Source organism: Pseudomonas sp. UBA4617, from assembly GCF_002386445.1.
Classification (GTDB): Bacteria; Pseudomonadota; Gammaproteobacteria; order Pseudomonadales; family Pseudomonadaceae; genus Aquipseudomonas.
The window spans coordinates 76,039-94,981 of sequence record NZ_DGIR01000025.1 but is presented as its reverse complement, the minus strand read 5'-3'; the positions used below and the strand labels follow the sequence as shown (position 1 = coordinate 94,981).

Annotated in this window: 16 protein-coding genes; 7 read left to right on the top strand and 9 right to left on the bottom strand. The window is 63.3% G+C overall.

Translation table 11 applies throughout. From position 1 onward, the window contains the following. Positions 1 to 166 precede the first annotated feature (166 nt). Entirely contained in the window at positions 167 to 2,128 is a 1,962-nt protein-coding gene (gene acs, locus B4L76_RS11030; RefSeq protein WP_186676385.1) for an acetate--CoA ligase, read from the bottom strand. A gap of 395 nt (positions 2,129 to 2,523) precedes the next feature. On the opposite strand from acs, the gene B4L76_RS11025 reads away from it, so the two are divergent. Further along, positions 2,524 to 2,778, top strand: coding sequence for a DUF2790 domain-containing protein (locus B4L76_RS11025; protein ID WP_296232449.1), 255 nt, complete (start codon positions 2,524 to 2,526; stop codon positions 2,776 to 2,778). A 153-nt stretch (positions 2,779 to 2,931) separates the two neighbouring features. Here B4L76_RS11025 and B4L76_RS11020 read toward each other — a convergent pair whose 3' ends face one another. Beyond that, positions 2,932 to 4,491, bottom strand: coding sequence for a sigma-54-dependent transcriptional regulator (locus B4L76_RS11020; RefSeq protein WP_296232448.1), 1,560 nt, complete (start codon positions 4,489 to 4,491; stop codon positions 2,932 to 2,934). Between the two features lie 256 nt (positions 4,492 to 4,747). Between B4L76_RS11020 and phhA the strand changes: the two genes are divergently transcribed. The 4 genes from phhA (at position 4,748) to B4L76_RS11000 (ending at position 7,618) form a co-directional block, all read left to right on the top strand. Next, on the top strand, positions 4,748 to 5,536 hold the full coding sequence (phhA, locus tag B4L76_RS11015; RefSeq protein ID WP_296232447.1) for a phenylalanine 4-monooxygenase: 789 nt from the start codon (positions 4,748 to 4,750) through the stop codon (positions 5,534 to 5,536). Positions 5,537 to 5,575: 39 nt separating this feature from the next. Next, positions 5,576 to 5,932 carry a 4a-hydroxytetrahydrobiopterin dehydratase gene (locus tag B4L76_RS11010; RefSeq protein WP_133328218.1) on the top strand — a complete coding sequence of 119 codons (357 nt, stop codon included), beginning with the start codon at positions 5,576 to 5,578 and terminating at the stop codon, positions 5,930 to 5,932. Positions 5,933 to 6,211: 279 nt separating this feature from the next. After that, positions 6,212 to 6,340: a hypothetical protein gene (locus tag B4L76_RS11005; protein ID WP_263975009.1), complete on the top strand. Its 129-nt coding sequence runs from the start codon at positions 6,212 to 6,214 to the stop codon at positions 6,338 to 6,340. Between the two features lie 90 nt (positions 6,341 to 6,430). Then, the gene (locus tag B4L76_RS11000; RefSeq protein ID WP_296232441.1) at positions 6,431 to 7,618 is read left to right on the top strand and encodes an MFS transporter; all 1,188 of its coding nucleotides are present in this window, start codon (positions 6,431 to 6,433) and stop codon (positions 7,616 to 7,618) included. Between the two features lie 38 nt (positions 7,619 to 7,656). On the opposite strand, the gene ydiJ is transcribed toward B4L76_RS11000, so the two are convergent. Continuing rightward, a complete protein-coding gene (ydiJ, locus tag B4L76_RS10995; protein WP_296232440.1) occupies positions 7,657 to 10,677 on the bottom strand; it encodes a D-2-hydroxyglutarate dehydrogenase YdiJ in 3,021 nt (1,006 codons plus the stop codon). Between the two features lie 152 nt (positions 10,678 to 10,829). On the opposite strand from ydiJ, the gene B4L76_RS10990 reads away from it, so the two are divergent. Beyond that, positions 10,830 to 11,714, top strand: a complete 885-nt coding sequence (locus tag B4L76_RS10990; RefSeq protein WP_170031242.1) for a LysR substrate-binding domain-containing protein — start codon at positions 10,830 to 10,832, stop codon at positions 11,712 to 11,714. Positions 11,715 to 11,816: 102 nt separating this feature from the next. On the opposite strand, the gene B4L76_RS10985 is transcribed toward B4L76_RS10990, so the two are convergent. The 6 genes from B4L76_RS10985 to B4L76_RS10960 all read right to left on the bottom strand — a co-directional run bounded on the left by B4L76_RS10985 (position 11,817) and on the right by B4L76_RS10960 (position 18,281). After that, positions 11,817 to 13,235 carry an amino acid permease gene (locus B4L76_RS10985; protein WP_296232439.1) on the bottom strand — a complete coding sequence of 473 codons (1,419 nt, stop codon included), beginning with the start codon at positions 13,233 to 13,235 and terminating at the stop codon, positions 11,817 to 11,819. A 654-nt stretch (positions 13,236 to 13,889) separates the two neighbouring features. Beyond that, entirely contained in the window at positions 13,890 to 14,957 is a 1,068-nt protein-coding gene (gene rluB, locus B4L76_RS10980; RefSeq protein WP_296232437.1) for a 23S rRNA pseudouridine(2605) synthase RluB, read from the bottom strand. Positions 14,958 to 15,169: 212 nt separating this feature from the next. After that, complete coding sequence (scpB, locus tag B4L76_RS10975) at positions 15,170 to 15,940, bottom strand: SMC-Scp complex subunit ScpB (protein WP_296232435.1); 771 nt, start codon at positions 15,938 to 15,940, stop codon at positions 15,170 to 15,172. After that, the gene (locus B4L76_RS10970; RefSeq protein ID WP_296232473.1) at positions 15,927 to 16,652 is read right to left on the bottom strand and encodes a segregation and condensation protein A; all 726 of its coding nucleotides are present in this window, start codon (positions 16,650 to 16,652) and stop codon (positions 15,927 to 15,929) included. The genes scpB and B4L76_RS10970 overlap by 14 nt, the downstream gene beginning before the upstream one ends. A gap of 125 nt (positions 16,653 to 16,777) precedes the next feature. Further along, positions 16,778 to 17,407: an L-threonylcarbamoyladenylate synthase gene (locus tag B4L76_RS10965; RefSeq protein WP_200627528.1), complete on the bottom strand. Its 630-nt coding sequence runs from the start codon at positions 17,405 to 17,407 to the stop codon at positions 16,778 to 16,780. 13 nt (positions 17,408 to 17,420) lie between these two features. Further along, positions 17,421 to 18,281, bottom strand: a complete 861-nt coding sequence (locus B4L76_RS10960; protein WP_296232434.1) for a PHP domain-containing protein — start codon at positions 18,279 to 18,281, stop codon at positions 17,421 to 17,423. 67 nt (positions 18,282 to 18,348) lie between these two features. On the opposite strand from B4L76_RS10960, the gene B4L76_RS10955 reads away from it, so the two are divergent. After that, positions 18,349 to 18,942: a septation protein A gene (locus B4L76_RS10955; protein WP_296232433.1), complete on the top strand. Its 594-nt coding sequence runs from the start codon at positions 18,349 to 18,351 to the stop codon at positions 18,940 to 18,942. Position 18,943: the final 1 nt, after the last annotated feature.

The window sequence follows — 18,943 nt, the reverse complement described above, 5'->3', positions numbered from 1 at the left end:
AACGAAGCGGAATTGTTTCCTGGCGCCCCGAAGCCGTGTGTCAACGGTGACAGAACAGTTACCGATGAATGTCGGGTAACAGTAAAGCAAAAACCCCGCCGGTTGCCCGTGCGGGGTTTTGGTCGAACGGCGTACGAGTATTCAGCTTTCCGAATACCCGCAGCTATCAGGCCGAAGCCAGGCTCATCGCCTTGTGGGTATCGATCAGATGCTGCACCACCCCCGGGTCGGCCAGGGTCGAGATGTCACCCAGCGCGCCGTATTCGCCCGTGGCAATCTTGCGCAGGATACGCCGCATGATCTTGCCCGAACGGGTCTTCGGCAGCCCCGGCGCCCACTGGATCACGTCCGGCGAGGCGATCGGGCCGATTTCCTTGCGCACCCAATTCTTCAGCTCCAGGCGCAACTGCTCGCTGGGCTCGATGCCGGCATTGAGGGTGACATACACATAGATGCCTTGCCCCTTGATGTCGTGCGGCACGCCCACCACCGCTGCCTCGGCCACTTTCGAATGGGCCACCATGGCGCTTTCGATTTCGGCGGTCCCCATGCGGTGGCCGGACACGTTGAGCACGTCATCCACGCGGCCGGTGATCCAGTAGTAGCCATCTTCGTCGCGGCGCGCGCCGTCGCCGGTGAAGTACATGCCACGGAAGGTCTTGAAATAGGTGTCGACGAAACGGTCGTGGTCGCCGTACAGCGAACGCGACTGGCCCGGCCAGGAATCGAGAATCACCAGGTTGCCTTCGGCAGCACCTTCGATCAGGTTGCCCAGGTTGTCCACCAGTGCCGGCACCACGCCGAAGAACGGACGGGTTGCCGAACCCGGCTTGAGGCCGGTAGCACCTGGCAGCGGGCTGATCAGAATGCCGCCGGTCTCGGTCTGCCACCAGGTATCGACGATCGGGCAGCGTTCCTTGCCCACCGCCTTGTAGTACCAGTTCCAGGCTTCCGGGTTGATCGGCTCGCCGACAGAGCCCAGCAGACGCAGGCTCGAGCCGTCGGCCCCGGCCACCGCAGCCTCGCCTTCGGCCATCATCGCGCGGATGGCAGTTGGCGCGGTGTACAGGATATTGACCTTGTGCTTGTCGATGATCTTCGACACGCGGGTGATGTCCGGGTAGTTCGGCACGCCCTCGAACAGCAGCGTGGTGGCACCGTTGGCCAGCGGGCCGTAGACGATATAGCTGTGGCCGGTGACCCACCCCACGTCGGCGGTGCACCAATAGACCTCGCCCGGACGGTAGTCGAACACCCGCTCATGGGTCAGCGCGGCATATACCAGGTAACCACCGGTGGTATGCAGCACGCCCTTCGGCTTGCCGGTGGAGCCGGAGGTGTAAAGGATGAACAGCGCTTCCTCAGCCCCCATCTCCTTCGGCGCGCAGTGGCTGGAAGCCACTTTCATCAGGTCTTCGTACCAGATGTCGCGATGCTGGTGCCAGGCAATGTCGCCACCGGTGCGCTTGCACACGATGATCTTCTGCACGCTGTTGGTTTCCGGGTTGGTCAGCGCCAGATCGACGTTGGCCTTGAGCGGGGTACGGCGGCCGCCGCGCACGCCTTCGTCGGCGGTGATCACCACCTTGGACTTGCAGTCGATGATCCGCCCGGCCAACGCTTCAGGCGAGAAGCCACCGAACACCACCGAGTGGATCGCACCGATACGGGCGCAGGCCAGCATGGCAACCACGGCTTCCGGGATCATCGGCATATAGATGGTGACCACGTCACCGCGGTGCACATCCTGGCCACGCAGGGCGTTGGCAAACTTGCAGACCTGCTCGTGCAGTTCGCGGTAGGTGATGTTGCGGTGCTCGGAAGGATCGTCGCCTTCCCAGATGATGGCCAGCTGGTCACCGCGCTCTTCGAGGTGGCGATCCAGGCAGTTGGAGGAAACGTTCAGAGTGCCATCGGCAAACCACTTGATGTCGACATGGTGATCGTCGAAGGAGGTCTGCTTGACCTTGGTGAACGGCTTGATCCAGTCAATGCGCTGGGCCTGCTCGCGCCAGAAGCCGTCCGGGTTGATCACCGACTGCTGGTACATGGCCTTGTAGGTGGCCTCGTCGGTCAGGGTTGTGGCCGCGACCTCGGGACGAACGGGATACAGTGGAGCCGCACTCATCTGTGTTACCTCGGTGTAATAGTTGTTTTTGTATGGGACCGTTTGTAACTGTACCAGAGCAACAAAAGCCATTCGACGATGGTAGTAATTTGGTACGTGCGTACAGCACAAGCGCTCTGGCACGCGCCTTACCGGTGCGACAGAGAAAGAACTGCAACGCTTGGCAGACGATTGTTACAGATTCTGTCAAAAGACTTTATCAAAAGCCCCACTGTTTCGGCCTTGGGCACAGCCCTAGAATTCATCTCGCCAGCAACGGCAAGGCGATTAACAACTGGTAACAGCCCCCACGAAGGCAAACGTTAATCCCCGTCTTATCGATAGTTGAACCAGCAATACCCGCGGCGCCACAAGCGCCGCGCGCCCCCTCTCGACCTTAGACAGGTAAATGGAAAATGAAAGCTTTACTGGTATTGGTACTTGGCAGTCTTTGCGGCGCGGCAATGGCCGACGAAGCGAAAGAGGCCGAGCAGATTCCGGTTGAACAGTACAACTATTCGCAGCACCTGGACATTGCCCGCGTCATTTCCATGAGCGAAGTGCCCAATGTGTGCGAAGTCGTGCCTGCCCGCATGACCTATGAAGACTCCAAGGGCCAGAAGCACATTCTCGAATACCGCGTGATGGGGAACGGCTGCTCGAACGGCTGAGACCATTGAATCAGGGGCCCTACGGGCCCCATTCGCGGGTAGACCCGCTTCCACAAGTACAGCGCCTGCCTTGAGTCCAGCGCTGTACCTGTGGGAGCGGGTTTACCCGCGTAGCAGCCACCGCCTGATTAACAGATTATAACTAACGACGATTTAATCCGCTGACTTGCCCAACGAATAATCCCGCAACTTGTTGGCAATAGTCGTATGCGAAACACCCAGTCTTTTACCTAAAGCGCGACTACTGGGAAACTCCCCCATCAAACTTTCCAGCACCGCTTTCTCAAAGCGCCCGACAATTTGCGAAAGATCCCCATCCAGGGAAAAGTCACCCAGCGGTTGCCGCGCACCATAATCCGGCAAGCGGATATGTTCGCTCTTGACCACGCCGCCATCGCATAACGAAACTGCCTGGAACAATACATTTTCCAGTTGCCTTACATTGCCCGGCCAATGGTACTGGGCAAGTTTGTCCATCGCCGCCGGCGCCAGGCGCGGCATGGCACAGCCAATCTGCCGGCTGGCCTGGTCGAGAAAGTGCTGCACCAGGCCTTCCAGGCCATCCATGCATTCACGCAGGGGCGGAATGTGCAGCGACAACACATTGAGCCGGTGGTACAGGTCCTGACGAAACTCGCCACGCGCGCACAATTCGGACAAATCCACCTGGGTCGCGCAGATCACCCGCACGTCCAGGTATACCTCTTCATCACTGCCTACGCGGCGGAAGCAGCCGTCCTGCAGAAAGCGCAGCAGCTTCACCTGCAGGCGCGGGCTCATCTCCCCTACCCCGTCAAGGAACAGCGTGCCACCGGCGGTCAGTTCCAGCAGCCCCAGCTTGCCCTCGGCCCGCGCGCCTTCGAAGGCCCCAGGGCCATAACCGAACAACTCGGTCTCGGCCATCGACTCGGGTAACCCGGCGCAGTTCAGCGCCATCAGCGGCGACTGTCCGCGCGGGCTGGCCAGGTGGCAGGCACGCGCCAGCAGCTCCTTGCCGGTACCCGTTTCCCCCTCGATCAGCAACGGCGCATCCAGCGGTGCCATGCGCCGCGCCTCGCGCACCACGGCGGCCATGACCCGCGAGCTCTGGAAGATGCTGTCGAAACCGCGCAACTCCTGCTTGCGCACGTTGTAGATTCGCTCGCCGATGCGGTCGGCGCGGTGCAGAGTCAGCACTGCACCGGCCAGCGCCTCGCTGTCGTCGTGCTCGGACTGCAGCGGCGCGATATCGGCCAGGAACACATCACCCTTGACCTTGATGCGCAGGCCGTTGATGCGCGACTTGTTGGCCCGTACCAGCTCCGGCAGGTCGAAATCTTCCACATAGCGCGCCAGCGGCATGCCCGGCACCTCATCCACCCGCACCCCCAGCAACTGGGCTGCCGAGCGGTTGGCGGCGACGATACTGCCGCCCATGTCGATCGACAGCACCGGGAAATCCAGCGCCCCCAGCAGCGCATTCAGCTCCATGTGACGGCGCTCGCTGGGCATCAGCCCCACGCGCTTGACGCCGAACACCCCGGCGATGGCCTCGAACTTGGGCCGCAGCGCCTGGAATTGCAGGTTGATCAGGTTCGGGCAATGCAGGTAGATGGCGTTGCCGTGGTCACCGCCCACCTCGCCGCGCAACACGTTGATGCCGTATTCCACCAACAGGTTGAGGATGTCGCGCAGGATGCCAATACGGTTCTGACAATGCACTTTGATACGCATGAGGCCTCTCGAGGACCGGTTTATTTCGACACGGCAAAGAAAATTCGTAAAGAAAAGCTGACAAAGTCCACAATATGATCAGCCAGATGCCTCGGATTTTCCGACACTCGCCGCGCTTTGTAAAATATTCGTTACGAAAGTGGTGCAAGAACCCTGGCCCGCCCCAGTACTACCCCCGTGCAAAGCTGCCGGTGAAGGGATATCCCTTAAAGCATGTCCTGCACATAACAAGAAAAGCCCTCACCAGGAGAGCCACATGAAACAGACGCAATACGTGGCACGCGAGCCCGATGCGCACGGTTTTATCGACTACCCGCAGCAAGAGCATGCGGTATGGAACACCTTGATCACCCGCCAGCTGAAAGTGATCGAAGGTCGCGCATGCCAGGAATACCTGGACGGCATCGACCAGCTCAAGCTGCCGCATGAGCGGATTCCGCAATTGGGCGAGATCAACAAGGTGCTGGGCGCCACCACGGGCTGGCAGGTGGCCCGGGTGCCGGCGCTGATCCCCTTCCAGACCTTCTTCGAACTGCTGGCCAGCAAGCGCTTCCCGGTCGCCACGTTCATCCGCACCCCGGAAGAACTGGACTATCTGCAGGAACCCGACATCTTCCACGAGATCTTCGGCCACTGCCCGCTGCTGACCAACCCCTGGTTCGCCGAATTCACCCACACCTACGGCAAGCTCGGCCTGGCCGCGACCAAGGAACAGCGCGTTTACCTGGCACGCCTGTACTGGATGACCATCGAATTCGGCCTCATTGAAACCGCCCAGGGCCGCAAGATCTATGGCGGTGGCATCCTCTCGTCACCAAAGGAAACCGTCTACAGTCTGTCTGGCGAGCCAGAGCATCAGGCCTTCGACCCGGTCGAAGCCATGCGTACCCCCTACCGCATAGACATCCTGCAGCCGCTGTATTTCGTGCTGCCGAACATGAAGCGCCTGTTCGACCTGGCCCATGAAGACATCATGGGCATGGTTCACCACGCCATGCAGCTGGGCCTGCACGCACCGAAGTTTCCACCCAAGGTCGCCGCCTGAGCGACCTTGCCGACAACAACTCGAACCGGAAAACACTACATGAATGCCTTGAACCAAGCCCATTGCGAAGCCTGCCGCGCCGACGCGCCGAAAGTCACCGACGAAGAGTTGGCCGAGCTGATCCGCGAAATCCCGGACTGGAACATCGAAGTACGCGATGGCCACATGGAGCTGGAGCGCGTGTTCCTGTTCAAGAACTTCAAGCACGCCCTGGCCTTCACCAATGCCATTGGCGAAATCGCCGAAGCCGAAGGCCACCACCCGGGCCTGCTGACCGAGTGGGGCAAGGTCACCGTGACCTGGTGGAGCCACTCGATCAAGGGCCTGCACCGCAACGACTTCATCATGTGCGCGCGCACTGACAAGGTGGCGGAGACGGCTGAAGGCCGCAAGTAATCGTCTGAAAAGTGGGGCTGCTTCGCGCCCCTTCGCGGGCGCGCCCGCTCCCACAGGGTCCTATTTTCCGCGGCCCTGGCGGGAGTGGGCGTGCTCGCGAAGGGGTACGAAGCGGCCCCTTTTCGTTGGCATCCCTGTCCGCTGTTCGCCCGCAAAACCGACCGGCGACCGGCAAAAAAACCAAACTGTCATCCAGACTTGTGTATCCTGCCCCAGCTTTGCGCAGCTTCAAACGCGCCTGGCGCAGACTTTTCACTCACACTTGCGAGGAACGACGAGATGCATGAAATCCCGAATCTTCCCTTCCCAAGCCTGAACCCAGAAGAGCCAACCGTAACCGTTCACGCCGAGCCGGCTGCTGCCGCCGAGCAGGATGGTGACGATCAATCCAGCGCTGACCAGGACTAACCGCGCAACCCCGACTGTGTGAAAACGGCTGACCTGCGGGCTACCCCCGTCATCACGTTTTCACACCGTCCAGAACCCACGTAGGCCCCCATGCCCGACTCACCGCGCGCCCTTGCGGTCACCCTGCAAGTCGTCTCCATCGTCCTCTTTACCTTCATCGGCTACCTGAACATCGGCATCCCCCTGGCCGTATTGCCCGGCTATGTGCACAACGACCTGGGCTTCGGCGCCGTGGTCGCGGGCCTGGTGATCAGCGTGCAATACCTGGCCACCCTGCTCAGCCGCCCCACGGCCAGCCGCATCATCGACAACCATGGCAGCAAGAAAGCCGTCCTGTATGGCCTGGCCGGGTGCGGCCTCAGCGGGGTGTTCATGCTGGCCTGCGCCTTTCTCACCCACCTGCCCTGGCTGAGCCTGGCCAGCCTGCTGGCCGGCCGCCTGGTGCTGGGCAGCGCTGAAAGCCTGGTGGGTTCGGGGTCGATCGGCTGGGGTATCGGCCGGGTCGGTGCCGAACACACCGCCAAGGTCATCTCCTGGAACGGCATCGCCAGCTACGGCGCGCTGGCCATCGGCGCCCCGCTGGGGGTGTTGATGGTCAAGGGCCTGGGGCTATGGAGCATGGGCGCGAGCATCATCCTGCTGTGTGCGCTCGGCCTGCTGCTGGCCTGGCCCCGGCAGGCCGCGCCCATCGTCAGCGGCGTGCGCCTGCCGTTCCTGCGCGTGCTGGGCAAAGTGTTCCCGCACGGTTCGGGGCTGGCCCTGGGCTCGATCGGCTTCGGCACCATCGCTACGTTCATCACCCTGTACTACGCCAGCCGCGGCTGGGCCAATGCAGCGCTGACCTTGAGCCTGTTCGGCGCCAGCTTCATCAGCGCGCGGCTGCTGTTCGGCAACCTGATCAACCGGATTGGCGGGTTCCGCGTAGCGATTGCCTGCCTGTCCGTGGAAACCCTCGGGCTGCTGATGCTGTGGCTGGCGCCCGATGCCGAATTGGCACTGGCAGGTGCCGCGCTGAGCGGGTTCGGTTTCTCGCTGGTGTTCCCGGCACTGGGAGTGGAGGCAGTGAACCAGGTATCGGCGGCCAACCGCGGGGCTGCGGTGGGGGCCTATTCACTGTTCATCGACTTGTCGCTGGGGGTGACCGGGCCGCTGGTGGGCGCGGTGGCGGCGGGGTTCGGCTTTGCTTCGATGTTTCTGTTTGCGGCGGCGGCGGCGGCTTGCGGGTTGGTGCTGAGCCTGTACCTGTACCGGCAGGTGCATCGCAGGCAGTATCGGTAACAAGCCGGGGGGCGCTTTGCCCCCCAAGGCCCTGAAACCTAGCGCTGCGCGTACTGCAGCACCACCTCCAGCGGGTGACGCAGCTGCCGCTCGGTCATGCGCTTGACTTGGCTACGGCAGGAATAACCCGTCGCCAGCGGTTCGCCTTCGTTGTCCAGCTTGGTCGCCCAGCTCTGTTCGAAGATGGTCCGCGAGGTGTCCTGGTTACGCGCCTCGTGCCCGTAGGTACCGGACATCCCGCAGCAGCCAGTGGCCTCGGTCACCAGCTTCAGCCCCAGGCGGGCGAACACCTGTTCCCATTGCCGGGTACTGGCCGGCACATTGGTCTTCTCGGTGCAGTGCGCCATCAGGCGGAAGCGGCCCGGCGCAGTCGGCGCCTGCTCCGGCAGCACATCCATCAACCACTCCTGCGGCAACAAAACTTTCGGACAACCGTCCAGGCCCGGGACTTTCTGGTACTCCTGGCGGTACACCAGGGTCATCGCCGGGTCCAGGCCCACCAGCGGTACGCCGCAGTCAGCCAGGGCCTTGAGCTGGTTGGCATTGCGGATCGCCGCCTTGGCGAACGCACCGAGGAAGCCCTGCACATGCAGCGGCTTGCCGTTGGCGCTGTACGGTGCCAGGAACACGCGATGGCCAAGGCGGTGCGCCAGATCGATGAAGGCCGACAGCAGTGGCGTCTCGAAGTAGCGGGTGAAGGCGTCCTGTACCAGCACGATGCTGCGCTCACGCTGGGCCGGGGTCAGCTCACGCAGGGCCGGCACACTGGCCACACCGACACGGCAGCGGGCCAGGGTGGCCTGGAAGTTGAAGCGGCTGAGCAGCGGGCTGTCGACCATGCCCACCTTGTCGGCCAGCAACCTGCTTACCCACTTCGAGCCCATCACCGCGTTGTACAACCCCGGCGCGTGGGCCAGGTACGGGATGGTGAACTCCAGCGAACCGATCAGGTAGTCACGCAGCGGGCGCTGGTAGCGGCCGTGGTAAAGCTCGAGGAAGCGCGAGCGGAAATCTGGCACGTTGACCTTGATCGGGCACTGCCCGGCGCACGACTTGCACGCCAGGCAGCCGGCCATGGCGTCGTACACTTCGTGGGAGAAATCTGCCTGCCCCTGGCTGCGTGCGCGGTTGTTGCGCAGGCGTGCCGGCAGGCCCTTGAGCCAGGACGCTCGACTGCGCGCCGCAGCCAGCACATCGATGTTCGCCTGGCCCTGCAGGCGCAGCCACTCACGCATCAGCGAGGCGCGGCCCTTGGGCGAGTGCTGGCGCTCGCGGGTGGCCTTCCATGACGGGCACATGGCGTCGTTGGGGTCATAGTTGTAGCAGGCGCCGTTGCCGTTGCAGTGCACGGCGCTGCCGAAGTCCTGCCACACGCGCTCGTCGATGGTGCGGTCGAGATCGCCGCGCAGGGTCACGCCATCGACCTTGGTCAGGCCCTCGGCACTGTCCGGCGGGGTACAGATCTTGCCCGGGTTGAGCTGGTTGTGCGGGTCGAAGGCGCCCTTCAGGCGCTGCAGCGTCGGGTACAGCTCGCCGAAGTACTCCGGCACGTACTCCGACCGCAGGCCCTTGCCATGTTCGCCCCACAGCAGGCCGCCGTAGCTTCGGGTCAACGCCGCCACGGCATCGGAGATCGGCTTGACCAGCGCCGCCTGGGCCGGGTCCTTCATGTCCAGCGCCGGTCGCACGTGCAGCACGCCGGCGTCGACGTGACCGAACATGCCATAGGCCAGGCCGTAGCCATCGAGCAGCGCGCGGAAGTCGGCGATGTAGTCGGCCAGTTGTTCTGGCGGTACCGCAGTGTCCTCGACGAACGGCTGCGGGCGGACTTCGCCTTCGACGTTGCCCAGCAAACCCACCGAACGTTTACGCATGGTATAGACGCGGGTCACCGCCTCGGCGCCCTCGGCGAGGGTGTGGCCCAGGCGTTCGACACCGGTGTCGCTCTGCAGGTGCTGGATGAACGCCTGCACCCTGGCGTTGACCTCGGCCGGCTCGTCGCCACAGAACTCCACCAGGTTGATGCCCAGGGTCGGGCGCTCGGGGTCGGCCGGGAAGTATTCGGCGACGCTGTGCCAGACGATATCCTTCATCGCCAGCATCAGTACCTTGGAGTCGACGGTCTCGATCGACAGCGGCTTGTGCGCCATCAGCGCGTTGGCGTCGCGCAGGGCATCCATGAAACTGCTGTAGCGGACGTTGACCAGCACGGCGTACCTGGGGATCGGCAGCACATTGAGCTTGGCTTCGACCACGTAGCCCAACGAACCTTCGGCACCGCACAGCACGCTGTTGAGGTTGAAACGGCCCTGCTCGTCGCGCAGGTGCGCCAGGTCGTAGCCGGTCAGGCAGCGGTTGAGCTTGGGGAACGTGGTTTCGATCAGGTCTGCCTGGGTTTCCTGGATCTCCCGCGCCATGCGGTACACCTCGCCGACCCGGCCGGGCGCGGCGCAGGCCTGTTCCAGTGCGGCATCGTCGATCGGCAGGCTGTGCAGGCGTTCGCCACCGAGCAGCACGCTGTGCAGCTCCAGGACGTGATCGCGGGTCTTGCCATAGGTGCAACTGCCCTGGCCGCTGGCATCGGTGTTGATCATGCCACCGACGGTGGCGCGGTTGGAGGTGGACAGCTCGGGGGCGAAGAACAGGCCATACGGCTTGAGCGCGGCGTTGAGCTGGTCCTTGACCGTACCGGCCTGTACCCGCACCCAGCGCTCCTCGACGTTGATTTCGAGAATCTTGTTCATGTGCCGCGACAGGTCGACGACAATACCGTCGGTCAGCGACTGGCCATTGGTGCCAGTGCCGCCGCCGCGCGGGGTCAGCTTGACCTGGCGGAAACGCGGCTCGCCCATCAGCGTGGCGACCCGCACCACGTCGTCGGCGTCCAGCGGGAACACCGCGGCCTGCGGCAAGCGCTGGTAGATCGAGTTGTCGGTGGCCAGCACCGTGCGGGTAGCGTAGTCGGCACTTATCTGGCCACGGAAGCCGCTGCTGCGCAGGGCTTCGAGGAATTCGGGGTAATTGGCGCTCGGCGCAACGGTCGGCAGCTGGGCGATCATCGAAGGATGGCCTCTTGATATAGGCTAATTCACGGGATTCCTGTCGCTCCGGCATGAGTGAAGGCATGCGGGGATGACGTATAGGCCAATGTTCCTGTAGTTTCGCGTCAGGGGCAAACGGATAATCCTGCCGCTATCGATGACTTCCATGAATGAATTACCGCCACCTGACCCCCTCCATGTCGCTGCTGCTGGCCTTCGAGGCTGCCGCCCGACATGAAAGCTATACCCGCGCCGCCGCCGAACTGTCGCTGACCCAGAGCGCAGTCAGCCGCCAGGTACAGGCACTGGAACAGCAGCTGGGGCTGACCCTGTTCCGCCGTGAAGGGCGCCAGGTGCAGCTCACGGATGTCGGGCGCCTGTACCAACGGGAACTCAGCGAGGCCCTGGGGCGCATTCGCAGTGCCACCCTGCAGGCACTGGCCTACCAGTCGGGGGTCGGTACCTTGCGCCTGGCCACCCTGCCCACCTTCGGCTCGAAGTGGCTGCTGCCGCGGCTGCACGCGTTCTACAGCGCCCACCCGGGCATGCTGGTGCACATTCATTCACGCATCGAAGCCATCAATTTCGACACCAGCGAGATCGACGCCGCCATCGGCGTGGCCAGCCACGACCTGCCGGGGCTGGTCTGCCATCGCCTGCATGCCGAGCAACTGGTGGTGATCCTGCCGCCGGAAGCTGGCGCGGATGGCCAGGGCTGGAGCCCGGCCCGGATCAGTGAAGAGGTGCTGCTGAACGTGGCCAACAACCCGCATGCCTGGGGCGAGTGGTTCTCCCACCATGGCCTGGCGCACCGGGCGATGCGCCTGGGGCCGAGCTTCGAGCTGACCTCGCACCTGATCCAGGCGGTACGGGCCGGTATCGGCATCGGCCTGGTGCCGCGCATCCTGGTGGAAGAAGAGTTGGCCAAGGGCGAGCTGTACAGCCCCGGCGAGGCGTTTGCCAGCCAGCGCAGTTATTACCTGATCTACCCGCCGCGGAACGAGGCGTTGCCATCGTTGCGGGCATTCAGAAGCTGGTTGCTGGAGCAGATCTGACTTCTGCCTCGGCCCTGTCGCCGGCAAGCCACGGCCGGGACAGGCAAGAAAAAACCCGAAGCCAGTCACCTGGCTCCGGGTTCCCGGCTACTGCATGGCGGCCTACTTGGCCATGCCACCAGCAGCCACACCGGTATTCATCCGGCGACGCGGCTTGACCATGTACACCACGAACATGACGAACACCCACAGCGGCATCACATACACCGATACCTGGATATCCGGGATCATCAGCATGATGCCGAGGATCAGCACCACGAATGCCAGGCAGACATAGTTGCCATAGGGGTACCACAGCGCCTTGAACAGCGGCTTCTGGCCGGTGCGGTCGAGGTGTTGACGGAACTTCAGGTGCGAGTAGCTGATCATCGCCCAGTTGATCACCAGGGTCGCCACCACCAGCGACATCAGCAGCTCCAGGGCGTTCTGCGGCATCAGGTAGTTGAGCAGCACGGCGAAAAAGGTCACAGCGGCCGACGCCAGAATCGAACGCACCGGCACACCACGCTTGTCGACCTTGGCCAGCGACGCCGGGGCATCGCCCTGCTCGGCCATGCCCAGCAGCATGCGGGCGTTGCAGTAGGTGCCGCTGTTGTACACCGACAATGCTGCAGTCAGGACCACGAAGTTCAGCAAGTGCGCCGCCACGTCACTGCCCAGCAGCGAGAACACCTGCACGAACGGGCTGCTGCCATAGCTGCCACCCGAGGCAGCGATGCTGGCGACCAGGTTGTCCCACGGGGTCAGCGACAGCAGGACCACCAGGGCGCCCACATAGAAGATCAGGATGCGGTAGATGACCTGGTTGATCGCCTTGGGGATCACGGTCTTCGGCTTGTCGGCCTCGGCAGCGGTAAAGCCGAGCATTTCCAGGCCACCGAAGGAGAACATGATGAACGCCAGGGCCATCACCAGCCCGCTGACACCGTTCGGGAAGAAGCCACCATGCGACCACAGGTTGGCCACGGTCGCCTCGGGGCCGCCGCTGCCGCTGGTCAGCAGGTAGGCACCCAGGCCGATCATGCTGACGATGGCCACCACCTTGATGATGGCGAACCAGAATTCCGCTTCACCGAAGAACTTCACGTTCATCAGGTTGATGGCGTTGATCAGCACGAAGAACGCCGCCGCGGTGACCCAGGTCGGGATCTCCGGCCACCAGTAGTGGACATATTTGCCGACGGCCGACAGCTCCGACATGCCCACCAGGATGTACAGCACCCAGCAGTTCCAGCCCGACAGGAAGCCGGCGAAACCGCCCCAGTAGGTGTGGGCGAAATGGCTGAACGAGCCGGCTACCGGCTCTTCGACGATCATTTCGCCCAGTTGGCGCATGATCATGAAGGCGATGAAGCCGCAGATGGCGTAGCCAAGGATCATCGACGGGCCGGCGGATTTCATCACCCCGGCCGAACCGAGGAACAGGCCGGTACCGATCGCACCACCCAGGGCAATCAGCTGGATGTGGCGGTTCTTCAGGCCCCGCTTGAGCTCGCCTGAATGCATGTTTTGTCCACTCATGAACGAAGTCACCTGCATTGTTTTTATCTGTGACGGAATCGGACCCACCGCGCTCGTGGCGCAGCGGAATGGGCAAGGTGGTTACCTTGGGTTTCCTGAACTCTGCAGCCGCCGGAGCGGGTCAACCAGGGGTGATCAGGAGTGCGCGGTACGCAAAGGAGTCACAGGTAAAACGCGGCGCACTGTATACCCCTGCAAACGCGCAGGCGTCAACGCACTGCATCGTTTCCCTGGGAAAAAACGCAGCGATCCTGTGGTGTAGGCCTTCAAAGGCGGAGTGATCGGCGTACATGGCGCCTCCATTTGTTGTTTTGTCAGCCGGGCTCTGCGGACCGGCTTTTGCACACGGCAATGACGGCTATAACACCGTGGGGCGGGGTTTTGGGCAAGGGTGAGCGGAGCCTGGAGGCAGGCTCGGGCATTGTGGCGGCGGCAAGCAATGTTTACAGGGGCGTGGAAATTCTGAAATCCGGGCTGGATTCGGCGGTATCTGTATAGATTTTTTTACACGGCGGTTCGAGAACTTGCCAGTCGTCCGAAAAATTCTTTTTGTTCAATGTCTTGGGCCTCTTTGCGGCCCATCGCAGCAGCCGCAAATCCCACAGGCATAAAAAAACCAGCCCGAAGGCTGGTTCTCGTTACCGCAAAGGCCGATCAGCCACGCGGCTTGCCACGACCACGGCCGGTCGGCTTGTCAGCGTCAGGCTTGCCCGGGCGCTTGCGCATCTCGCTCGGGCGCTCGGCAACGGTGCTGCCACGGCTGCTCTTGCGCGGGGCTTCCTCACGCGGCTGGCGCGCCGGGCGTTCCTCGCCAGCGCCGCCTTCGTGGGCCGGGCGCAGGCTGCGCACGCGCTCGCCACGGCCCAACGGGCGGGTCGACTTGCGCTGCAAGCGCTCCAGCTTGTCCTTGGCCTTGAGTTTCATGGCAGGCAGCGCTACTGGCTGCAGGCCCACTTCAGCGGCGAGGATGTCGATTTCGCCCTGGGTCATTTCACGCCAACGGCCCATCGGCAGGTCGGAATTGAGGAACACCGGGCCGAACCGCACGCGCTTCAGGCGGCTGACCACCATGCCCTGGGATTCCCACAGGCGACGTACCTCGCGGTTACGGCCTTCCATCACCACGCAGTGGTACCAGTGGTTGAAGCCTTCGCCACCCGGCGCCTTCTGGATGTCGGTGAACTTGGCCGGGCCGTCTTCCAGCATCACGCCAGCCTTCAGGCGCTCGATCATCTCGTCATCGACTTCGCCGCGCACACGCACCGCGTACTCACGGTCCATCTCGTAGGAGGGGTGCATCAGGCGGTTGGCCAGCTCACCATCGGTGGTGAACAGCAGCAGGCCGGTAGTGTTGATGTCGAGCCGGCCAATGTTGATCCAGCGGCCTTCCTTCGGCCGTGGCAGGCGATCGAACACGGTCGGGCGACCTTCCGGGTCGTCACGGGTGCAGATCTCGCCATCGGGCTTGTTGTACATGATCACCCGGCGGATGGCCTCGGCGGCCTCTTCGCGCTTGATCAGCTTGCCGTCCACGGCAATGGCATCGTGCAGGTCGACGCGCTGGCCAAGGGTGGCCTCGACGCCATTGACCTTGATACGGCCCTGGCTGATCCAGGCCTCGACGTCACGCCGCGAGCCCACGCCGATACGCGCCAGCACTTTCTGCAGCTTTTCGCCGGACGGAGGGGTAGGTTGGCTATCTTGCAGGTCTTGCTCACTCATCTGGGCACCTCCCGGTGTAGGAATGAAAACAGGTTCTTGGCGACGAACGTGCCAAAAGGCCGCGCATCATACGCGGTTCGACGCGGGAACGCACTGGAGCGTAGAAGGTTTTGTAGGCGTTGGCAGGAGTATCTGCCTAATGGTGATGTGTTGGCAGTACCGGCCTCTTCGCGGGTGAACCCGCGAATAGGCCGGTGCAGGCAACAGAAGAATCAGGGCTGCACCTTGCCCTCTTCCTCCATCGAGGCCCCAGGCTCCTCTTCACGCAAGTCATCGAAGTCGGTCTTCAACCCTTCTTCCATGGCATCCAGCTCCACCAGCAGGCTACGGAAACTGGTCTCCTCCTTCGGCTCGGCAACTTGCTCTTCTGCGCCAAGGCTGGCATCGGCCAACGCCTGCAGGTGCGCCGGTACCGGCGCATCATCCGGGTCGAGCAGCGGCTCGGGCTGCATTTCCCGCAGCTCGGCCAGGGCCGGCAGTTCGTCCAGGCTCTTCAGGTTGAAATGATCGAGAAAGCCCTTGGTGGTGGCGAACATCGCCGGCCGCCCGGGCACCTCGCGGTAACCGACCACGCGAACCCACTCGCGCTCCATGAGGGTCTTGATGATGTTGCTGTTCACCGCCACCCCACGCACATCCTCGATCTCGCCACGGGTGATCGGCTGGCGGTAGGCGATCAAGGCCAAGGTTTCCAGCAGCGCGCGTGAATAGCGCTGCGGGCGCTCTTCCCACAGGCGCCCGACCCAGGGGGCAAAGTCTTCGCGAATCTGCAGGCGGTAGCCGCTGGCCACTTCCTTGAGTTCGAAGGCACGGCCAGTGCACGATGTGCCCAGCAGCTCCAGGGCCTGCTTGAAGACCTTGGGCTCTGGCCGTTCGGCCTCTTCGAACAGCTCGTACAGGCGTTCCAGCGATTGCGGCTTGCCCGAAGCCAGCAGGAAGGCCTCGATCAGCGACGCCAGGTCACGGGGTTCATTCAGGTTCATCAGGTTCTTCTACAAGCGCCGGGCGAAGCCGCACGTGGATGGCGGCGAAGGGTTCATTCTGCACCAGTTCGACCAGCGATTCCTTCACCAGCTCAAGGATCGCCATGAAGGTCACCACCACGCCCAGCTTGCCCTCCTCGGCAGCAAACAGCTCGACGAACGGCACGAAGCCGCCGCCCTTCAGGCGCTCCAGCACCAGGCTCATGCGTTCCCGGGTGGACAGGGTCTCACGGGTGATCTGGTGGCTCTCGAACAAGTCGTTGCGGCGCATCACCTCGGCCATGGACACCAGCAGCTCTTCCAGGCTGACCTGGGGCAACAGCTTGCGCACCTTGGCCTGCGGTGCCTCCAGGCGTGGCACCACGACCTCGCGGCCAACCCGGGGCAACCCATCGATGCCTTCGGCGGCAGCCTTGAAACGCTCATACTCCTGCAGGCGGCGGATCAGTTCGGCGCGTGGGTCGCCCTCGTCCTCCTCGACATCGGCCGAGCGCGGCAGCAGCATGCGCGACTTGATCTCGGCGAGCATGGCGGCCATCACCAGGTATTCGGCCGCCAGCTCCAGGCGCACGCTCTTCATCAGCTCCACATAACCCATGTACTGGCGGGTGATTTCCGCCACCGGGATGTCGAGGATGTCGATGTTCTGCTTGCGGATCAGGTACAGCAACAGGTCCAGCGGGCCTTCGAAAGCTTCGAGGATGACCTCCAGCGCGTCCGGCGGGATGTACAGGTCCAGCGGCAGCTCGGTCAGGGCTTCGCCATAGACCAGCGCCAGCTGCAGTTGCCGCGGCGCCTCGGCCAGTTCGGGCGGTGCCTCGGGTGTTTCGACCTGGCTCACGCGTTGACCAGGAATGGCGTGGGGTCGCCGCAGCCTTCGCGGATCAGCTCCGGCTCGTCACCGGACAGGTCGATGATGGTCGAGGCCTTGAGGTCGCCAAAACCGCCGTCGATCACCAGGTCGACATGATGCTCCAGGCGCTCGCGAATCTCGTACGGGTCGGTCATCGGCTCGTCGTCGCCCGGCAGGATCAGGCTCACGCTCATCAGCGGCTCGCCCAGCTCGGCGAGCAAGGCCAGGGTAATGGCATGGTCTGGCACGCGCAGGCCGATGGTGCGGCGCTTTTCGTGCAGCAGCAGGCGCGGTACTTCGCGGGTGCCATTGAGAATGAAGGTATAAGGCCCCGGCACATGCGCCTTGAGCAGGCGGAAGGTGCCGGTATCGACCTTGGCATACAGCCCCAACTGCGACATGTCACAGCACATCAGGGTGAAATTGTGGGTCTTGTCCAGGCCGCGCAGGCGTCGCACCCGTTCGATCGCCGCCTTGTCGCCGATCTGGCAGCCCAGGGCGTAGGCCGAGTCGGTCGGATACACCACCACGCCGCCCTTGCGGATGATCTCCACCGCCTGGCGGATCAGCCGCGGCTGGGGGTTCTCCGGATGAATCTGGAAAAATTGGCTCACGTAGTCGTCCTGTTCATACCGCCAAAGGCTGTTCATGGCTGAATCGGCGCCACAGAGGTGGCAGGTCCTCGGGCAAAGGCCGGTAGGCACCGATCTCGCCCCAGGTGCCGGGGCCGTGGAAGTCACTGCCAGCGCTTGCCAGCAGGCCGAACTCACGGGTGAGGATGGACATCGTGCCCACCTGCTCGGCCGGCATCATTCCGTTGACCACCTCCAGTGCCTGCCCGCCTGCCTGAATATAGTCGGCAATCAGCCTTCTGCGCTTGCTGCGGGTCAGGTCGTAGTGCATGGGATGCGCCAGGCTCACCCAAGCGTTGGACTGGCGCAGGGTGGCAACGGTTTCATCGAGGCTCGGCCAATGCTGCTTGACATCGCCCAGCTTGCCGGCGCCCAGCCACTTGCGAAACGCCTCGCCGCGGTCCTTGACGTGCCCGGCACGCACCAGGTATTCGGCAAAATGCGGGCGCGCCGGGGCGTTGCCACTGTCGCCCAGTTCGTGCTGCACGGCGCGGGCGCCTTCGAGGGCGCCGGGCATGCCCTTGGCCGCCAGCCGTTTGTCGATTTCTTCGGCGCGCAGCCAGCGGCCACGGTGCAGCGCTTCGATCGCCGCCAGCAGCGGCGGCGCGTCGAGCGGGAAATCATAGCCCAGCACATGGATGGTCGCGCCGCCCCAGGTGCACGACAGCTCCACCCCGCTGACCCAGTGCATGCCCTTGTCGCGGCAGGCCTGGCGCGCCTCGGGCAGGCCCTCGATGGTGTCATGGTCGGTCAGTGCCAGCGTTTGCACCCCGTGCTCATGGGCCCGGGCGACCAGCGCCGAAGGCGACAGGGCGCCGTCGGAGGCCGTGCTGTGACAGTGCAGATCAACATTCATGGAGGAGCGCTTTCGCTGGAATCGATGTTTGTTATTATGCCGTCACATCCCGATTCTGGCTGCCATTGTGAAACAATTCATCGATTTCATTCCGCTGTTGCTGTTCTTCATCGTCTACAAGCTCGACCCGCGCCCCATGGAGGTCGCCGGCCACAGCTTCGAATTCGGCGGGATCTACAGCGCCACGGCCATGCTGATCATCAGCTCGCTGGTGGTCTACGGCGCGCTGTTCCTGCGTCAGCGCAAGCTGGAGAAGGGCCAGTGGCTGACTTTGGTGGCGTGCCTGGTGTTCGGCGGCCTGACCTTGACCTTCCACAGCGAAACCTTCCTCAAGTGGAAGGCGCCGGTGGTCAACTGGCTGTTCGCCCTGGGCTTCGCCGGCAGCCACTTCATCGGCGACCGGGTGCTGATCAAGCGCATCATGGGCCATGCGCTGAGCCTGCCCGACCTCATCTGGACCCGCCTGAACCTGGCCTGGATCGGCTTTTTCCTGTTCTGCGGCGCGGCCAACCTGTTCGTCGCCTTCACCTTCCAGGACTTCTGGGTCGACTTCAAGGTGTTCGGCAGCCTGGGCATGACCGTGATGTTCCTGGTGGCGCAAGGTGTGTACCTGTCGCGCCACCTGCACGACGACCCTTCTACCTCCAAACCCAAGGATTGAC

What these genes read in the sequence shown, in the direction of transcription:
- B4L76_RS10960 (WP_296232434.1), bottom strand. Translation starts at nt 18,281, where the DNA reads ATGAATGTTGATCTGCACTGTCACAGCACGGCCTCCGACGGCGCCCTG.
- B4L76_RS11020 (WP_296232448.1), bottom strand. Translation starts at nt 4,491, where the DNA reads ATGCGTATCAAAGTGCATTGTCAGAACCGTATTGGCATCCTGCGCGAC.
- scpB (WP_296232435.1), bottom strand. Translation starts at nt 15,940, where the DNA reads ATGAACCTGAATGAACCCCGTGACCTGGCGTCGCTGATCGAGGCCTTC.
- acs (WP_186676385.1), bottom strand. Translation starts at nt 2,128, where the DNA reads ATGAGTGCGGCTCCACTGTATCCCGTTCGTCCCGAGGTCGCGGCCACA.
- B4L76_RS10990 (WP_170031242.1), top strand. Translation starts at nt 10,830, where the DNA reads ATGAATTACCGCCACCTGACCCCCTCCATGTCGCTGCTGCTGGCCTTC.
- B4L76_RS10985 (WP_296232439.1), bottom strand. Translation starts at nt 13,235, where the DNA reads ATGAGTGGACAAAACATGCATTCAGGCGAGCTCAAGCGGGGCCTGAAG.
- ydiJ (WP_296232440.1), bottom strand. Translation starts at nt 10,677, where the DNA reads ATGATCGCCCAGCTGCCGACCGTTGCGCCGAGCGCCAATTACCCCGAA.
- B4L76_RS11005 (WP_263975009.1), top strand. Translation starts at nt 6,212, where the DNA reads ATGCATGAAATCCCGAATCTTCCCTTCCCAAGCCTGAACCCAGAAGAG.
- phhA (WP_296232447.1), top strand. Translation starts at nt 4,748, where the DNA reads ATGAAACAGACGCAATACGTGGCACGCGAGCCCGATGCGCACGGTTTT.
- B4L76_RS11025 (WP_296232449.1), top strand. Translation starts at nt 2,524, where the DNA reads ATGAAAGCTTTACTGGTATTGGTACTTGGCAGTCTTTGCGGCGCGGCA.
- rluB (WP_296232437.1), bottom strand. Translation starts at nt 14,957, where the DNA reads ATGAGTGAGCAAGACCTGCAAGATAGCCAACCTACCCCTCCGTCCGGC.
- B4L76_RS11000 (WP_296232441.1), top strand. Translation starts at nt 6,431, where the DNA reads ATGCCCGACTCACCGCGCGCCCTTGCGGTCACCCTGCAAGTCGTCTCC.
- B4L76_RS11010 (WP_133328218.1), top strand. Translation starts at nt 5,576, where the DNA reads ATGAATGCCTTGAACCAAGCCCATTGCGAAGCCTGCCGCGCCGACGCG.